At 71.4% G+C, this 17010-nt stretch carries 17 protein-coding genes; 7 read left to right on the top strand and 10 right to left on the bottom strand.

Annotated features, from left to right (window positions below):
• Positions 1 to 135 precede the first annotated feature (135 nt).
• The 5 genes from fabF to ACZ37P_RS08125 form a co-directional block, all read right to left on the bottom strand.
• Positions 136 to 1404, bottom strand: coding sequence for a beta-ketoacyl-ACP synthase II (gene fabF / locus ACZ37P_RS08145; protein WP_355344792.1), 1269 nt, complete (start codon positions 1402 to 1404; stop codon positions 136 to 138).
• Positions 1405 to 1483: 79 nt separating this feature from the next.
• Positions 1484 to 1732, bottom strand: coding sequence for an acyl carrier protein (locus ACZ37P_RS08140; protein ID WP_355344795.1), 249 nt, complete (start codon positions 1730 to 1732; stop codon positions 1484 to 1486).
• A gap of 70 nt (positions 1733 to 1802) precedes the next feature.
• Positions 1803 to 2813, bottom strand: a complete 1011-nt coding sequence (locus ACZ37P_RS08135) for a ketoacyl-ACP synthase III (RefSeq protein ID WP_355344798.1) — start codon at positions 2811 to 2813, stop codon at positions 1803 to 1805.
• Between the two features lie 13 nt (positions 2814 to 2826).
• Positions 2827 to 3777 (bottom strand): ACP S-malonyltransferase, encoded by a 951-nt coding sequence (locus ACZ37P_RS08130; protein ID WP_355344801.1) that lies wholly within the window; start codon positions 3775 to 3777, stop codon positions 2827 to 2829.
• An 89-nt stretch (positions 3778 to 3866) separates the two neighbouring features.
• The gene (locus ACZ37P_RS08125; protein ID WP_355344804.1) at positions 3867 to 5072 is read right to left on the bottom strand and encodes a PucR family transcriptional regulator; all 1206 of its coding nucleotides are present in this window, start codon (positions 5070 to 5072) and stop codon (positions 3867 to 3869) included.
• Positions 5073 to 5440: 368 nt separating this feature from the next.
• Here ACZ37P_RS08125 and ACZ37P_RS08120 point away from each other — a divergent pair, with 368 nt between their 5' ends.
• Positions 5441 to 6154 (top strand): pirin family protein, encoded by a 714-nt coding sequence (locus tag ACZ37P_RS08120; protein WP_467345855.1) that lies wholly within the window; start codon positions 5441 to 5443, stop codon positions 6152 to 6154.
• 18 nt (positions 6155 to 6172) lie between these two features.
• Here the strand turns inward: ACZ37P_RS08120 and ACZ37P_RS08115 are convergent, their stop codons facing one another.
• On the bottom strand, positions 6173 to 6991 hold the full coding sequence (locus ACZ37P_RS08115) for a serine hydrolase domain-containing protein (RefSeq protein WP_401304282.1): 819 nt from the start codon (positions 6989 to 6991) through the stop codon (positions 6173 to 6175).
• Between the two features lie 144 nt (positions 6992 to 7135).
• Between ACZ37P_RS08115 and ACZ37P_RS08110 the strand changes: the two genes are divergently transcribed.
• Positions 7136 to 7645: a MerR family transcriptional regulator gene (locus ACZ37P_RS08110; protein ID WP_355344813.1), complete on the top strand. Its 510-nt coding sequence runs from the start codon at positions 7136 to 7138 to the stop codon at positions 7643 to 7645.
• Positions 7645 to 8667: an aldo/keto reductase gene (locus ACZ37P_RS08105; protein WP_355344816.1), complete on the top strand. Its 1023-nt coding sequence runs from the start codon at positions 7645 to 7647 to the stop codon at positions 8665 to 8667. Before ACZ37P_RS08110 ends, ACZ37P_RS08105 begins: the two co-directional genes overlap by 1 nt.
• Positions 8668 to 8728: 61 nt before the next feature.
• Here ACZ37P_RS08105 and ACZ37P_RS08100 read toward each other — a convergent pair whose 3' ends face one another.
• The 3 genes from ACZ37P_RS08100 to ACZ37P_RS08090 form a co-directional block, all read right to left on the bottom strand.
• A complete protein-coding gene (locus ACZ37P_RS08100; RefSeq protein ID WP_391047353.1) occupies positions 8729 to 9481 on the bottom strand; it encodes a DUF4429 domain-containing protein in 753 nt (250 codons plus the stop codon).
• Positions 9482 to 9519: 38 nt separating this feature from the next.
• Positions 9520 to 9873 (bottom strand): MmcQ/YjbR family DNA-binding protein, encoded by a 354-nt coding sequence (locus tag ACZ37P_RS08095; RefSeq protein WP_355344822.1) that lies wholly within the window; start codon positions 9871 to 9873, stop codon positions 9520 to 9522.
• A 77-nt stretch (positions 9874 to 9950) separates the two neighbouring features.
• Entirely contained in the window at positions 9951 to 11117 is a 1167-nt protein-coding gene (locus ACZ37P_RS08090; protein WP_355344870.1) for an alpha/beta hydrolase, read from the bottom strand.
• 404 nt (positions 11118 to 11521) lie between these two features.
• Here ACZ37P_RS08090 and ACZ37P_RS08085 point away from each other — a divergent pair, with 404 nt between their 5' ends.
• Complete coding sequence (locus ACZ37P_RS08085; RefSeq protein ID WP_355344825.1) at positions 11522 to 11788, top strand: small hydrophobic protein; 267 nt, start codon at positions 11522 to 11524, stop codon at positions 11786 to 11788.
• 128 nt (positions 11789 to 11916) lie between these two features.
• Here the strand turns inward: ACZ37P_RS08085 and aceE are convergent, their stop codons facing one another.
• Positions 11917 to 14664, bottom strand: coding sequence for a pyruvate dehydrogenase (acetyl-transferring), homodimeric type (aceE, locus tag ACZ37P_RS08080; protein WP_355344828.1), 2748 nt, complete (start codon positions 14662 to 14664; stop codon positions 11917 to 11919).
• Positions 14665 to 15075: 411 nt separating this feature from the next.
• Between aceE and ACZ37P_RS08075 the strand changes: the two genes are divergently transcribed.
• The 3 genes from ACZ37P_RS08075 (at position 15076) to ACZ37P_RS08065 (ending at position 16882) form a co-directional block, all read left to right on the top strand.
• Complete coding sequence (locus ACZ37P_RS08075; protein ID WP_188285110.1) at positions 15076 to 15516, top strand: DUF3052 domain-containing protein; 441 nt, start codon at positions 15076 to 15078, stop codon at positions 15514 to 15516.
• 199 nt (positions 15517 to 15715) lie between these two features.
• The gene (locus ACZ37P_RS08070) at positions 15716 to 16198 is read left to right on the top strand and encodes a peroxiredoxin (RefSeq protein WP_391047347.1); all 483 of its coding nucleotides are present in this window, start codon (positions 15716 to 15718) and stop codon (positions 16196 to 16198) included.
• 108 nt (positions 16199 to 16306) lie between these two features.
• The gene (locus ACZ37P_RS08065; protein WP_188285108.1) at positions 16307 to 16882 is read left to right on the top strand and encodes a TerD family protein; all 576 of its coding nucleotides are present in this window, start codon (positions 16307 to 16309) and stop codon (positions 16880 to 16882) included.
• The last annotated feature ends 128 nt before the right edge of the window (positions 16883 to 17010 follow it).

Here is a 17010-nt window from a genome sequence, read left to right as displayed (position 1 = left end):
CCCGCCGCGCCCTTTGGCTCGCCGGTTACCGGCGAACCCCGCCGCGCCAGTGCGCCCGGCGGTCCGACCTCACACGTGTGCCCCTGCCGGACCGACCGGCAGGGGCACACGTGTCACAGCTCAGCGGGCAGCGCCTCAGCGGTTCCAGGAGCGGAGCGCCAGCACCACGTTGTGGCCGCCGAAGCCGAAGGAGTCGTTGAGGGCGGCGATGGTGCCCTCGGGCAGCGGGCGGGCCTCGGCGCGGACGATGTCGGCGTCGGCCTCCGGGTCCGGGTCGTTGAGGTTGATCGTCGGCGGGGCGATGCGGTGGTACAGCGCGAGAACGGTCGCGACCGTCTCGATACCGCCCGCGCCGCCCAGCAGGTGACCGGTCATGGACTTGGTGGCGGAGATCGCCATGTGGTCCACGTCGTCGCCGAAGACCTGGCGCAGCGCCTTGATCTCCGCGACGTCACCCTGCGGGGTCGAGGTCGCGTGCGCGTTGACGTGCACGATCTCGGCCGGCTTCAGGTCGGAGTTGTGCAGCAGATTGGTCAGCGCGGCGGCGATGCCACGGCCCGACGGCTCCGGCTGGGTGATGTGGTGCGCGTCGGCCGAGATGCCCTGGCCGACCGCCTCGCAGTACACCCGGGCGCCGCGCGCGGTGGCGTGCTCCTCGGACTCCAGGATGATCACGCCCGCGCCCTCACCGAGGACGAAGCCGTCCCGCCCGGAGTCGTACGGCCGCGACGCGCCCTGCGGGTCGTCGTTGTTCTTGGACATCGCCATCATGTTGCCGAAGGCGACGATGGGCAGCGGGTGGATGGCCGCCTCGGTACCGCCCGCGACGACCACGTCGGCGCGGCCGGTGCGGATCATCTCGATGGCGTAACCGATGGCCTCCGCGCCCGAGGCGCAGGCGCTGACCGGGGTGTGCACACCGGCCCGCGCGTTGACCTCGATGCCGACGTTCGCCGACGGGCTGTTCGGCATGAGCATCGGCACGGTGTGCGGGGAGACCTTGCGGACGCCCTGCTCCTTGAGCACGTCGTACTGGCCGAGGAGCGTGGTCACGCCGCCGATGCCGGAGGCGACGACCGTACCGAGCCGGTCGGGGTCGACCGCCGGGTCCTCGCCCGCCTTCGCGGTGAAGCCCGCGTCCGCCCACGCCTCACGGGCCGCGATCAGCGCGAACTGCGCGCTGCGGTCCAGCTTGCGGGCCAGCGGGCGGGGCAGCACCTCACCCGGTTCGACGGCGATCTGCGCGGCGATCCGCACCGGCAGATCCGCCGCCCAGTCCTGGTCGAGCGTGCGGACGCCGGACCGGCCGGCCAGCAACGCCTCCCAGGTCGACGCGCTGTCGCCACCCAGCGGTGTGGTTGCTCCGATACCGGTGACGACCACGGTGCGATTGGTCGGACTCACAGGAATTGTCTCTCCACGTCTAGAAGGGCGGGCGACAGTCGCGTCGTCCCGGTAGGGCTTTCTGGCGGGCGGGGCCCGGTCAGACCTGGGCGGCCAGGATGTAGTCGACGGCGTTGCCGACGGTCTTGAGGTTCTTGACGTCGTCGTCCGGGATCTTCACACCGAACTGCTCCTCGGCCGCCACGACGACCTCGACCATGGACAGCGAGTCGACGTCCAGGTCGTCGGTGAAGGACTTGTCGAGCTGGACGTCCTCCTGCGGGATACCGGCGATCTCGTTGACGATGTCGGCGAGACCGCTGACGATCTCTTCCTTGGTGGCTGCCATTGACGGCGCTCCTTGATGTGTTGCTGGGTGAGCGGCGTGCGGGACTGCGGCGCCGCGAGGGTGTGTGTGACTAAGGGAGAGTAACCACAGTTGCCGCGTAGACCAGACCCGCCCCGAAGCCGATGACCAGCGCGGTGTCGCCGCTCTTGGACTTGCCCGTGGCGAGCAGCCGTTCCATCGCGAGCGGGATCGAGGCGGCCGAGGTGTTGCCCGTGGTCTCCACGTCACGGGCGACCGCGACGTGGTCCGGCAGCTTCAGAGCCTTGATCATCGAGTCGATGATCCGCATGTTCGCCTGGTGCGGGATGAACGCGTCGAGCTGGTCGGCGGTGATCCCGGCGGCGTCCAGCGCCTCCTGGGCGACCTTGGCCATCTCGAACACGGCCCACCGGAAGACCGACTGGCCCTCCTGTGTGATCGCCGGAAAACGGACTTCCCCGGCGGGCGTGTCCCGGTAGACCTCCCAGGAGACGGTCTGCTTGATCGTCTCGGACTTCTCGCCGTCGGAACCCCACACCGTGGGGCCTATGGCGGGTACGTCCGAAGGGCCGACGATGACCGCGCCCGCGCCGTCGCCGAACAGGAAGGCCGTGGCACGGTCCTCCTTGTCGGTGAGGTCGCTGAGCCGCTCCACGCCGATCACCAGGACGTGCTTGGCGGTGCCGTCGGTGACCATGCCCTTGGCCAGCGTCAGGCCGTAGGTGAAGCCCGCGCAGCCCGCCGAGATGTCGAAGGCGGGCGGCATGCCCGCGCCGATCCGGTGGGCGATCTCGGTCGCGATGGCGGGGGTCTGCTTGAAGTGCGAGACGGTGGCGACGATCACGCCGTCGATGTCGGACGCGCTGATCCCGGCGTCCGCGATGGCCTTGCCGCCCGCGGCCAGCGACATCTCGGCGACGGTCTCGTCCGGACCCGCCCAGTGCCGGGTGGCGATCCCGGACCGGGACCTGATCCACTCGTCCGTCGAGTCGATGTGCTCCAGAATGACCTCGTTGGGCACCACGCGGGTCGGCCGGTAGCCGCCGACACCGAGGATCCGCGCGTACGGCGCGCCCTTGCTCGGCCTGATCTTCGCTGTCATCTCTGCACGGCTCCTATTCGGCTGCGTCTACGGCTTCGGCGGGGGTGCCGTATTCGGCGACGAGGGCGCGGGCCGCTTCCAGATCGTCCGGCGTCTTCAGCGCGAGGGTTCGCACCCCGGGCAGCGCCCGCTTGGCGAGGCCGACGAGCGTGCCACCGGGCGATACCTCGATCATCGCAGTGACGCCGCGTTCCTTGAAGGTCTCCATGCACAGATCCCACCGAACCGGGTTGGACACCTGCGCGACGAGCCGCCGTACGATGTCCGCGCCGGACGCCACGAACCGGCCGTCGGCGTTCGACACATAGGGCAGCGCCGGGTCCGTGACGGCCAGCGAGGGCGCGAGCGCCTCCAGGGTCGCCACGGCCGGGGCCATGTGCTCGGTGTGGAAGGCGCCCGCCACCTTCAGCGCGATGACGCGGGCCTTCTCCGGCTTGTCCGCGGCCAGCGCCGCGAGCTGTGGCATGGTGCCGGCCGCCACGATCTGGCCGGCGCCGTTGATGTTCGCCGGGGTCAGACCGAGACCGGCGAGGTGGGCGAGGACCGTGTCCGGGTCGCCGCCGAGCACCGCGGACATGCCCGTCTCGGTGACCGCGGCGGCGTCCGCCATGGCCCGGCCGCGGGCCGCGACGAAGGTCATCGCGTCCTCGGCGGACAGCACCCCGGCCAGTACGGCCGCGGTGATCTCACCGACGCTGTGACCCGCCACCGCGTCCGGGGTCAGCGGGGAGGCCCCGCCGGTCAGTTCGCCCGCGGACAGCAGACCCGCGGCGACCAGCAGCGGCTGTGCCACCTTGGTGTCGCGGATCTCGTCCGCGTCCGCCTTCGTGCCGTAGTGGGCGAGGTCGAGGTTCGCCGCGGCGGACCAGCCGGACAGGCGGTCGGCGGCACCGGGGAGTTCGAGCCAGGGGGCCAGGAAGCCGGGCGTCTGCGCGCCCTGGCCGGGAGCGACGAGTACGAGCACCTTCACACTCTCTCTCGCGGACGGGGATGACCGCCCGTGGGGACAGGGACCAAGAACTGTCAGGCGATTTGTATGTGTCCAACAAAAGCTCAGTGCGTCCGGTCGGCGTCGGACAGTCGCCCCAGGATGAGCGCGATGCGCAGGGTGAACGCGGAGCGTACATCGGAGGGTGACCAGCCGGTGACATCGGTCACACGTCGGAGCCGGTAGCGAACGGTATTGGGGTGCACGAAGAGCATGCGGGCCGCACCTTCGAGGGACGACGCCTGCTCCAGATAGACACTCAGCGTCTCCAGCAGCGCCGAGCCCGCTTCCTCCAGCGGTCTGTAGATCTCCTCCACCAACTGTTCACGAGCGTAGCGGTCGCCCGCCATCGCCCGCTCCGGCAGCAGGTCGTCCGAGAGCACCGGGCGCGGCGCGTCCGGCCACGCCGCGCACGCCTTGAGTCCGGCCGCCGCCGCCTGCGCGGAACGCGTCGCCGTCAGCAGGTCGCCGACGACCGGGCCCGCGACGACCGGGCCCGCCGCGAACGGGCCGATCAGCGCCTTCGCCACCCGGATCGGGTCGTCGTCGCCGCCGGCGACCACGACCAGGCGCTCGCCGAGCACCCCGGTCAGCACCTGGAGCTTCGCGTGCCGGGAGGCCCGCCGGATGGCCTCGACCGTCAACTCGCTGTCCCCGGTGGGCGCGGTGCCGAGCACCACCACGATCTTGTCCGGCGAATTCCAGCCCAGCGCGGCGGCCCTGGACAGCACGCCCTCGTCCGCCTCGCCCGACAGCACCGCGTTGACCACCAGCGACTCCAGCCGCGCGTCCCACGCGCCGCGCGCCTCCGCGGCCTGCGCGTACACCTGCGCCGTCGCGAAGGCGATCTCCCGCGCGTACACCAGCAACGCCTCGCGCAGTACGCCCTCGTCGCCCGGGGCGGCGACCTCGTCGATCGCCGCCTCCATCACCTCGATGGTGGTCCGCACCATCTCCACGGTCTGCCGCAGCGAGATCGCCCGGGTCAGCTCGCGCGGCGCCGTGCCGAACACGTCGGTGCTGATCGCCTGCGGCGCCTCGGGGTGCCGGAACCACTCCGTGAACGCGGCGATGCCGGCCTGGGCCACCAGGCCGATCCACGACCGGTTCTCCGGTGGCATCGCCCGGTACCACGGCAACTGCGCGTCCATCCGCGCGATGGCGTTCGCGGCGAGCCTTCCGGCGGATTTCTCCAGCCGCCGGAGCGTGGCGGCATGGCTGCCGCGGCCTGTCTCTGCGGGAGGTTGCGGGCTTTGCGAGGGCTCGGGCACGAGGACAAGCCTGCCTTATCCCCTGCGGGGCGCGCTCCACGGGTACGGTGATCACCCCCACCCTCCTCGACCCGGCCCCGGTCCCGTACGTCCACCTTGCGCAGGACGTGGCTTTTAGGGGCGCGGGGAACTGCGCGACAAGCCCCCACCGGCGGGTGGTCCGGAGACATCCGAACTGCCCCGCCGGGGCGGGTGGTGACCTGCGGGAGCGCGGCGGCTGGCCGCGCAGTTCCTCCCCCAACCGGCCGGGGGTGCCACCAGCGCCCCAGACGGGGCACAGGTCGTGCGGACAGCGGGCCCACGCGGCGGCAGCCGCACGGGCAGGCCCACGGCCCGGCGGGGTGGGGTCTGGGTATCGTGGGGCGGTGATCGACGTGCGGCGGGCCGCGAGCAGGATGCGATCGGTGCCGCAGAAGGGCATCGTGACGCGGCACGCGTTCTCGTTCGGGGGTCACTACGACCCCGAGAACGTCCGGTTCGGCCTGCTGCTGGCGTGCAATGAGGAGAGCCTGGAACCACCCGCGGGGTTCGGGGAACACCCGCACCGGGACACGGAGATCGTCACCTGGGTGGTGGAAGGCGAGTTGGAGCACCGGGACGAGGGCGGCGCGCCGCACCGCCTCGGCCCCGGCGGGCTCCAGCGGCTGAGCGCGGGCGGCGGCGTACGCCATGTCGAACGCAACGCGGGCGGGACGCGGCTGACGTTCGTTCAGATGTGGCTGCACCCCGACACGTTCGGGGAAGCCCCGGCCTACGCGAGCGTGAGCGACCCGGCCCCGCCGGGCCCCGGTCTGACGCTGCTGGCCACGGGCGCCCCGGACGCGCCCCCGCGGGCGCTGCGGCTGCGGCAGCGCGCCGCCGCGCTGTACGTGGGCCGCCCGGTGACGGCGGACAGCGCGCCGCTGCCGTCGGCCCCGTACCGCTATGTGCATGTCGTCCGCGGCGGTGTGCGGCTCGGTGACGAGCTGCTGACGGCGGGGGACGCGGCCCGGATCACCGGCGCGGACGCGCTCACGGCGCGGTGCGAGGGCCCGGCGGAGTACCTGGTGTGGGAGATGCACGCCGAGCCGTCGTACGGCTGACCGCCCTCCCCGAAAGCCCTAGCGCAGCTCGGTGAGGACGGCGTCGGTGAAGCGCGGCCACAGCGGCACCGCCCACTCCCCGAAGTCGCGGTCGGTGAGCGCGACGCAGGCGGTTCCGGCGACCGGGTCGACCCACAGGAAGGTGCCGGACTGGCCGAAGTGGCCGAAGGTCGCGGGGGAGGAGAGGGCTCCGGTCCAGTGCGGGGACTTGGCGGCGCGGATCTCGTAGCCCAGGCCCCAGTCGTTGGGATTCTGGTGGCCGTAGCCCGGCAGGACGCCCTTGAGGCCGGGGAAGACCACCGAGGTGGCGGTGGCCACGGTGGAGGGGTGCAGCAGCCGCGGGGCCTGGAGCTCGGCGGCGAAACGGACGAGGTCGTCGACCGTGGAGACACCGTCGGCGGCGGGGGAGCCCGCGCCGGACAGGCCGGTGGCGGTCATGCCCAGCGGTTCGAGCACGGCCTGCCGCAGATACTCCGCGAAGGGGATGCCCGCGGCCTTGGCCAGGTGCTCGCCTAGCACGTCGAAGCCCGCGTTGGAGTACAGCCGCCGGGTGCCGGGCGGCGCCGTCACCCGGTCCTCGTCGAAGGCGAGCCCGGACGCGTGCGCGAGCAGGTGCCGCACAGTGGAGCCCTCGGGACCCGCCGGGTCGTCCAGTTCGAAGACGCCCTCCTCGTACGCCACCAGCGCCGCGTACGCGGTCAGCGGCTTGGTGACCGAGGCGAGCCGGAACCGCTGTCCCGTCGGCCCGTGCGACCCGGCCACCGTCCCGTCCTGCCGCACCACGGCCGCCGCCGCGTTCGTCACCGGCCACTGCTCGATCAGGCGCAAGCTCTCCATGCGTGCGAGCTTAAAGCGTGTCCGTGCCGCGCTTCGGGGCGGGACCGGAGCGAGGCCGGAGCGAGGCCGGGGCGGGATCAGAGCGGGCCCGGCGCGCGGAGCCCACTTGCTTGGAGTGCACTCCAAGGTCTTAGCGTGGAGGGTATGACGGTCGTGCAGGTGGCGAAGAGCAAACCGAGTAATACGACGAGCTGCGCGGATGACGACGGGCACCTGCGGCCCGACGGCCAGGACCAGTACACGATCAGCGAGGTGGCCGCCTTCACCGGCCTCAGCGCGCACACCCTGCGCTGGTACGAGCGGATCGGCTTGATGCCGCACGTGGACCGCTCGCACACCGGCCAGCGCCGGTTCACCAACCGCGATCTGGACTGGCTGGCTTTCGTCGGCAAGCTGCGGCTGACCGGGATGCCGGTCGCCGACATGGTCCGGTACGCCGAGCTGGTGCGCAGCGGCGACCACACGTTCCCCGACCGGCAGGCGCTGCTGGAGTCCACCCGGCTGGACGTGCTCCAGCGGATCGCCGAGCTCCAGGACACCCTGACGGTCCTCGACTTCAAGATCAGCACGTACGCGTGCTCCACCGTGCAGGACCCCGCGCCGCGGACCCCCGCCGTGCGGCACCCCGCAGTGCAGGAAAGGACAGGCGCCTGATGAGCGACGACACCTCACGTATCGCCACCACGACCCTCGGCACCGGAGGACCCGCGGTCGGTGTCCAGGGTCTGGGCTGCATGGGCATGAGCGAGTTCTACGGCGACACCGACGAGGCCGCGGCCCGCGAGACGCTGGAGACGGCGCTGGGCGTCGGCGTCACCCTCTACGACACCGCCGACATGTACGGGATCGGCGACAACGAGGAGTTCCTGGCCCCCTTCGTCAAGGCGCACCGCGACGAGATCGTCCTGGCGACGAAGTTCGCCAACGAGCGCAAGCGCGACGACTCCTCGTACCGGGCGATCCGCAACGACCCGCCGTACATCCGGCAGGCCGTCGAGGGCAGCCTGCGCCGCCTCGGCACGGACGTCATCGACCTGTACTACATGCACCGGCGCGACCCGGCGGTCCCGCTGAGCGAGTCGGTCGGCGCGATGGGCGAGCTGGTCACGGAGGGCAAGGTCCGCTGGCTGGGGCTGTCCGAGGTGACCGGCGCGGAGCTGCGCGAGGCGCACGCGGTGCACCCGATCAGCGCGATCCAGTCGGAGTGGTCGCTGTTCAGCCGGGACGTGGAGCAGTCCGCGGTCGGCGCGGCGGCCGAACTGGGCATCGCCTTCGTGCCGTACTCGCCGCTCGGCCGCGGCTTCCTGACCGGTTCGTTCACCGACGCGGCCACCGAGCTGGGCAGCGGCGACTTCCGGCAGAGCCAGCCGCGCTTCACCGGCGAGAACGCCCGGCGCAACGCGGACCTGCTGGCCCCGGTCCGCGCCGTCGCCGAGGCGCACGGCGCGACCCTCGGCCAGATCGCGCTGGCCTGGGTGCAGCAGCGCGCCGCCGTGCACGGCCTGCCGGTGGTGCCGATCCCCGGCACCCGCAAGTCCGCCCGCGTGCTGGAGAACACCGCGGCCACCCGGATCACGCTCACCCCGGCCGAGCTGGAGCTGCTCGAACCGATCGCCGCGCAGGTGGCGGGCGACCGCTACCCGGACATGAGCAGTACGTCGGCGGCGCGCGAGTAGCCGTACGGATTCAGCCACACACGGCGCTACACGGCGCCACCCGCCCGTGTACGACCGCGCCCTACGGCTGCGGCCGTACGCGGGCGGACTTGATCGCGGCGAGCACCGCCGCGGCGAAGGGCAGCGACTCGTGCACGGGCCCGTAGCCGAGGCCGAAGACGACGGCGGCCGGGTCCTGGTCGGCCTCGCCGGGCTGCTCCTGCCGGTCGGCGTCGCGGCGCAGCAGCCGCAGATGGCCGTGGAGGAGTTCGGGCGAGCGCCAGTCGAGGCCGCTGAGCTGTTCCACCGGGAAGCTCTGGTCGCCCGCTTTCCACTTCGCGGACGACGCGCCCGTCCAGAACCAGCGGAAACTGACGGTGCGGCCGTCGAACAGCGCCTTCGCGTCGTACGCCTTGAAGGAGCGCGGCGCCGCAGGTGGGGCCACGAGGAAACGTTCCGCCGGGCCGTCGTCGAGGCTGTGCCGCACCTGGGGGCCGAGCAGGGGGCGCAGCTCGTCCCGGTAGTACTCCGCGAGCGTGCGCGACTGCGCGGGCAGCACCAGACGGTACGGGTCCGCGCTCTCCTTGAGCTGGCCGCCGGCCGCCTCGATCACCGGATCGGCGCCGGGCCTGGGCAGCGCCCGCAGGACGACGGTGCCGCGCCGCCCGTCCAGCAGTTCGATCCCGTCCAGCGCCTCATGCGGAATCCGGCGTTCCCCGAGGGCCTGGAGAAACCTCACGCCCCGTACGCCTCTGCTGTACCGGATCACCACCGCTTCTGGTTCGAACTCCCATTCAGCGTTGTTTCCGGCCAGCACATCACCCATACGGGCCATCGTAAGCGGCCTCCCGCTTGGCGGTACCCCGTCAGGAACTACGCGCGTCCCGCGGCCTCGTCGAACTCCTTGACCAGGCGGCGCGGAGCCGTGCGGCGCCAGGCCTCGGTGAGGAGTTCCGCGAGCTCGTCCGGGTCGACGGAGTCCAGGGCGGCGCGCACCCAGCCGAAGCGGCCGACGTAGGGGGCGGGCGAGAAGGTGCCGGGGTCGGCGGCGATCAGCTCGGTCTGATCCTCCTTGGACGCCTTCAGCGACACATGGGCGCCGTCGGGGTTGCCCATGGCGAAGATCTTCTCGCCGACCCGGAAGGTGTGCTCGCTGCCCCAGGTGATCTGCCGGTGCGCCCGCGGCAGCGCCAGGGCGCTGTCCGCGAACTCCTCGAAGGTGGCCATGCGGCCAGCGTAGGGCGGCCCTGTGACAGCCCGCCCCCGCAGCCCGCCCCCGGCCGGGCCGAGGCCCGGCCCGTCCCTCAGGCGAGCCCCGAGGTGCACCCCTCGTCCGCGTCCTGACAGGCGACCGCCGCGTAGTTGCCCAGGGCGATCTGCGTGAAGTTGGCCAGGCTGGTGGTGCCGGGCGCGAAGTAGCCGGGGTGCCCGCTGGCTCCGGCGGCGCTGATCACCCGGGCGCCGAAGGAGTCGTTGACCGGGTCGGCGCCGTGGCCGAGCCCGGCGATCTCCAGGTGCGGCACATCGCTGATCCAGTCGGAGCTGTCCCGCGCCGCCCACACGTGCGCCGACGTGTGGAGCTGCGAGGCGCGCTGCACGCGCATGCCGGGACTGCCGAAGACCGTGATGTCGGAGACCGAGCGGCCCGGCAGGTCGGGGGCGGCCACCCCGCACAGCACCGAGCCGTAGGAGTGGCAGAAGAGCGACACCTCGGCGTGCTGCGGCAAGGCGCTGAGCAGCGCGTTCAATCGGGTGGCGCCGCGCTCGGCCATGTTGCCCGTCGAGGCGTCCAGGCCGAGCCCCGTCGGCGTGGTGTAGTCCGCCCACGCGATCACGGCCGTCCGCACGCCGGGGTCGGCGGCGCGCTCCGCGTCGTACAGCGCCGTCGCCATGCCGACCGGGGCCGCGTACGACTTGGTGGCGCGCTCGAACGTGAGCAGGTTGGTGTCGACGCCGGGGACGACGACGGAGACCCGCTTGGCGGCCTTCAGGTCGCCGAAGACCTCCGCGACCCGGCCGGAGCCCGTCGGGTCGAAGGAGAGGATCTGCCGGTGGCCGCTGAGCAGCGAGGTGTAGCGCGCGGCCCGCCGCGCCGCGTCGATCCGGCCCGCCACGGTGAACTGGTCGCTGTGCGAGCGCGCGGTCTCCGCGGTGCGGGCCTGCTCGATGGCCGCGTGGTTGGCCCGGTAGCGCAAGGTGAGCGGCGCGCCGTTGAGATTGCCGACGATCAGCGGGTACCGCTCGGTGAGCGCGAGCCGCTGGCCGCCGGTGAGCGACGCGAAGAAGCGCGCGATCGTCCGGGCGCCGCTGTCGGGGTCCGGCAGCTTGTGCGAGGCGATGGTGCCGTGCCGCCAGGACGACAGGGCGGCGGCCCGCGGGTCGCCGGCCCCGCCGGGGCGCAGCGCCGTCCAGCCGGTGGTCGCCAGCATGATGAAGACGACCGACAGGGCCAGCAGGGCGCGGATCGACATGGGGCTCAGTCGCGCTTCGAGAAGGCTCACTCGCAGATGCCTCGCGGATTCGTCCCGGGTTCAACCGGGCGGCGGGGATATGGGGGCGGGAGGTGGGGCGTCAGGTGCTGTGGGGCAGTACGTGCGGACAACGGCGTCCCTGGGCGCGGCTCCGCGGTCCAGCGTAGAAGACCCGGACGGGTGGCCGGGTCAAGGGTGAGTCAGATCACGTTTGGAAACGGAATGATCTGACCGGAGGTTACGCGGCTGCCGCCAGTCGGACGCACCCCCCGGTGACCGCCTCCCGCCGGAAGGCACTCACAAGGCGATACGCGGCCGGTAGGCGGCCTCCGCGCGGCATAGCGGTGCCCGCAGCGGGCAATCGAACCGGCAGGACCCGAGGACGGGACCCCGAGGAGGGAACCATGGCTCGACGTTTCGCCACGACCGAACGCTCCCGCGGCACCCGAGTCGAAGTGGAGCGCACCGGCGGCAGGCTCGGCATCATCGGAGTCATCAGCGCGGTCGTGGGCTTCTTCGTCCTGGGCATCGTGTTCGGCCCCGTGGCGGTCGTCTGCGGCTGGCTCGCGATGGGCCGCCGCTGGAGCGGCCGCAAACCCCTGCTGGCCCTGATCGCGCTGTTCCTCGGCGCGCTCGACACACTCATCGCGCTGCTCTACGTAGCCCAGTAGCCCAGTAGCCCAGTAGCCCCGCCCGCGCCGCGCGGGCGTACGAACGGCCTCCGGGCCGAGAGGGAGAGCCCTCTCGGCCCGGAGGCCGTTGTCGTGCGGAGCCCGGGCGAACCCGAGGCGGAGCCGAACTACGCGTCGCCGCCCGCCGCGCCCGGGTCGGCCGAGGCCACGTCCAGGAGCTGGTAGCGGTCGACGGCCTGCTTCAGCACGGACCGGTCGACCTTGCCGTCGCGGGCCAGCTCGGTGAGGACCGCCAGGACCACCGACTGCGCGTCGATGTGGAAGAAGCGACGGGCCGCGCCACGGGTGTCCGCGAAGCCGAAGCCGTCCGCGCCCAGCGAGGAGTACGTGCCGGGCACCCAGCGCGAGATCTGGTCGGGCACCGCCCGCATCCAGTCCGAGACGGCCACGAACGGCCCCTCGGCCCCGGACAGCTTGCGCGTCACGTACGGCACGCGCTGCTCCTCCTCCGGGTGCAGCAGATTGTGCTCCTCGATCGCGACGGCCTCGCGCCGCAGCTCGTTCCAGGACGTCGCGGACCATACGTCGGCCCGTACGTTCCAGTCCTCGGCGAGGATGCGCTGCGCCTCGACCGCCCACGGCACCGCGACACCCGACGCCATGATCTGCGCGGGGATCGTACCGGCCTCGCCGGTCTTGAAGCGGTAGATGCCCTTGAGGATGCCGTCCACGTCGACGTCCGCGGGCTCGGCCGGGTGCTGGATCGGCTCGTTGTAGACGGTGAGGTAGTAGAAGACGTCCTCGCCCGGCTTGCCGTCCGCGGTCTCGCCGTACATCCGGCGCAGACCGTCCTGCACGATGTGCGCGATCTCGTAGCCGAAGGCGGGGTCGTACGCGACGCAGCCGGGGTTGGTGGAGGCCAGGAGCTGCGAGTGGCCGTCCGCGTGCTGGAGGCCCTCACCGGTCAGCGTGGTGCGGCCCGCGGTCGCGCCCAGCACGAAGCCGCGCGAGAGCTGGTCGGCCATCTGCCAGAACTGGTCGCCGGTCCGCTGGAACCCGAACATCGAGTAGAAGACGTAGACCGGGATCAGCGGCTCGCCGTGCGTGGCGTACGCCGAGCCCGCCGCGATCAGCGACGCCGTACAGCCCGCCTCGGAGATGCCGTCGTGCAGCATCTGCCCGGTCGGCGACTCCTTGTACGCCAGCAGCAGCTCGCGGTCGACCGACTCGTACTGCTGACCCATCGGGTTGTAGATCTTCGCGCTCGGGAAGAACGCGTCCATGCCGAAGGTGCGGTACTCGTCGGGGGCGATCAGCACGAAGCGCTTGCCGATCTCCTTGTCCCGCATCAGGTCCTTCAGGACGCGGACGAACGCCATGGTGGTGGCGATCGACTGCTGGCCCGAGCCCTTCTTCGCGGTCGCGTACGTCTTCTCCGGCGGCAGCGGCAGCGGCTTGGCCCGCACCACGCGCGTGGGCACGTAACCGCCGCACGCCTTGCGGTGGTCGTGCATGTACTGGATCTCTTCGGAGTCCCGGCCGGGGTGGTAGTACGGCGGGTAGCCCTCGTCGAGCCGCTGGTCGGTGATCGGCAGGTGCAGCCGGTCGCGGAAGCGCTTGAGGTCGTCGACCGTCAGCTTCTTCATCTGGTGCGTCGCGTTGCGGCCCTCGAAGTTCGGACCCAGCGTCCAGCCCTTGATGGTCTGCGCGAGGATCACCGTCGGCTGGCCCTTGTGCTCCTTGGCCGCCGTGTAGGCCGCGAAGACCTTGCGGTGGTCGTGGCCGCCGCGCCCGAGGTGCAGGATCTGCTCGTCGGACATGCCTTCGACCATCTTGCGCAGCCGCTGGTCGTCGCCGAAGAAGTGCTCACGGATGTACGAACCGGTCTCGGTCGCGTACGTCTGGAACTGGCCGTCCGGGGTGGTGTTCATCTTGTTGACCAGCAGACCGTCGCGGTCCTGGGCCAGCAGCGGGTCCCAGGAGCGGTCCCAGATCAGCTTGATGACGTTCCAGCCGGCGCCGCGGAACTGCGACTCCAGCTCCTGGATGATCTTGCCGTTGCCGCGCACCGGGCCGTCGAGGCGCTGGAGGTTGCAGTTGACGACGAAGGTCAGGTTGTCCAGGCCCTCGCGGGCGGCGATCGAGAGCTGGCCGAGCGACTCCGGCTCGTCCATCTCGCCGTCGCCGAGGAACGCCCACACGTGCGACGTGGAGGTGTCGGCGATGCCGCGCGCCTCCATGTAGCGGTTCATCCGGGCCTGGTAGATCGCGCCCAGCGGGCCGAGGCCCATCGAGACGGTCGGGAACTCCCAGAAGTCCGGCATCAGCCGCGGGTGCGGGTAGCTGGAAAGGCCGTTCGGCGCCTTCGACTTCTCCTGGCGGAAGGCGTCGAGCTGCGCCTCGCTCAACCGGTCGAGCAGGAAGGCGCGGGCGTAGATGCCGGGGGAGGCGTGGCCCTGGAAGAAGATCTGGTCGCCGCCGAGGCCGTCGTCCTTGCCGCGGAAGAAGTGGTTGAAGCCCACGTCGTAGAGCGAGGCGGAGGAGGCGAAGGTGGCGATGTGGCCGCCGACGCCGATCCCGGGACGCTGGGCGCGGGAGACCATGACCGCCGCGTTCCACCGGGTGGCGTTGAGGATCTTGCGCTCGATCTCCTCGTTGCCCGGGAAGAACGGCTCGTCCTTGGTGGCGATGGTGTTCACGTAGTCGGTGCTGCGCATCTCGGGCACCGCGACGCGCTTCTCGCGCGCGCGCTCGATGAGGCGGAGCATCAGATAGCGGGCCCGCTCACGGCCGCGCTCGTCGATGGCCGCATCGAGCGAGTCGAGCCATTCCGCCGTCTCCTCGGGATCGAAATCCGGGACCTGGCTGGGAAGGCCGCCAATGATGATCGGGTTGCGATCGGATCCGGAAGCCACGCTGTTCCTTCGCTGCTAGGTGGAGCTCTGCTGGGTCGCGCCGCCTCCATCGTGTACCGCGTCGTTCGATACGTCATCTCTACCGAGCGGTAACCGCAGCTCATGAGCCGCGCGGCCCCAGGGCCGGTGGTCGGCCGGGAGCCTCCCGGCCTGAGGTTGGGGGAGGCCAAACCTGAACTCTACGCCCAGTCGCTCGTACGACCGACTCGCGGCTCCAATCACGCACAACACCGGCAAACCGCCGTGATGTGCGTCACCATTGAGTGTGCGGGTTGCGGTGACACGGTCGAATCGTCACCGTTTCGACGGTCTCGTACGCCGGGTACTTGCGCGATCCGCCCAGCCCGTGTGGACTACCGCCAATAACCCGCACAGGCGCGGGCAGATTTTCCCCATGACAGGAGGCAAAGCGTGAGCGCGACCGCGGACCACGCGGAGGAGCGGACCAACCCGGCGAGCCGGCTTGGTTTCGAGCCCGGACAGGTGGTCCAGGAGCTCGGGTACGACGAGGATTGCGACCAGGAGCTTCGAGAGGGTATCGAGGAGCTCACGGGCGAGGAGCTCGCCGATGAGGAGTACGACGACGTGCCCGACGCCGTCCTGCTGTGGTTCCGCGAGGACGACGGCGACCTCACCGACGCACTCGTCGACGCCACGTCGACGGTCGACCCCGGCGCCCCGATCTGGCTCATGACCCCGAAGACCGGGCGTGACGGCCACGTCGAGCCCAGCGAGATCGGAGAGGCCGCGCAGACCGCGGGCCTCGCCCAGACCAGCAGCGTCAACGCCGCCAAGGACTGGACCGGCAGCCGTCTCGTGACACCCAAGACGGCCCGCGCGGGGAAGCGGTAGCTTTCCCGGCACCGGCGGCCCGCCGCAGGGGTTGCGCCCCGCGGCCGTCCGCCGCCCGTCACACGCTGGCCGCGCGGTTCCCCGCGCCCCCTCGGGGGAGCGGGGAACCGCGCGCTTGGCCCACCCTGTGTCGCGGCCCTGCGGCGGTCGCGACGGCCGCGCCGGGTCCCGCGCCTCCCCGAGAAGGGACGCCCGCGCGATGAGCGAGATCAGCGCAGCCCACGAGATCCCCGCGGTCGGCGCCCCGGCACCCGACTTCGCCCTGCCCGACCAGCACGGCCGTACCGTGCGCCTGGCCGACTTCCGCGGCCGGAAGAACGTCGTGCTGCTCTTCTACCCCTTCGCCTTCACCGGCGTGTGCACCGGCGAGCTGTGCGCGCTGCGCGACGAGCTGCCCGCGTTCCAGAACGCGGACGTGCAACTGCTCGCCGTCTCCTGCGACTCGATGCACTCGCTGCGGGTCTTCGCCGACCAGGAGGGCCTGGACTACCCGCTGCTGTCCGACTTCTGGCCGCACGGCGCGGTCTCCCGCGCCTACGGCGTCTTCGCCGAGGACAAGGGCTGCGCCCTGCGCGGCACCTTCGTCATCGACAAGGAGGGCACCGTGCGCTGGACCGTCGTCAACGGGCTGCCGGACGCCCGCGATCTTCACGACTACGCAAAGGCGCTCGAATCGCTGTAGACCTCGGGAACCCGTCACTAAGCTCGGCACGTTGATCCGGCACCAGCGCAGGATCTGTGCACGCGTACGCCACGCACACAGCACGCACGAACCGATTTGGGAGGACTCGTGGGAGTCAGCCTCAGCAAGGGTGGCAACGTCTCGCTGACCAAGGAGGCGCCGAATCTCACGGCCGTCGTCGTCGGTCTGGGCTGGGACGCCCGCACCACCACCGGCAACGACTTCGACCTCGACGCGAGCGCGCTGCTCACCAGCGACCAGGGCAAGGTGCTCTCCGACGCGCACTTCGTCTTCTTCAACAACCTCACCAGCCCCGACGGCTCCGTGGTGCACACCGGTGACAACCTCACCGGTGAGGGCGAGGGCGACGACGAGGTCATCAACGTGAATCTGGCCGGTGTCCCGGCCGATGTCGCGAAGATCGTCTTCCCCGTCTCCATCTACGAGGCCGAGAGCCGCCAGCAGAGCTTCGGCCAGGTGCGCAACGCCTACATCCGGGTGCTCAACGCGGCGGACCAGCGCGAGCTGGCCCGCTACGACCTGACCGAGGACGCCTCGACCGAGACCGCCATGGTCTTCGGCGAGCTGTACCGGCACGGCGCGGAGTGGAAGTTCCGCGCCATCGGCCAGGGCTACGCCTCGGGACTGCGCGGCATCGCCCAGGACTTCGGCGTCAACGTCTGATCGCGGCGGGGGGGGGGGGAGGGGGGGGGGGGGAAGACCCTTTGGGGGCAAAGGACACACCAACCCCAAAGAACCAACCAACAACAACACGAAAGGGGGGGGGGGAAAAAAAAAGGGGGAAAGACCCC

Source organism: Streptomyces sp. NPDC024632 (assembly GCF_055559175.1).
This window is presented reverse-complemented; position numbering and strand designations above follow the sequence as displayed.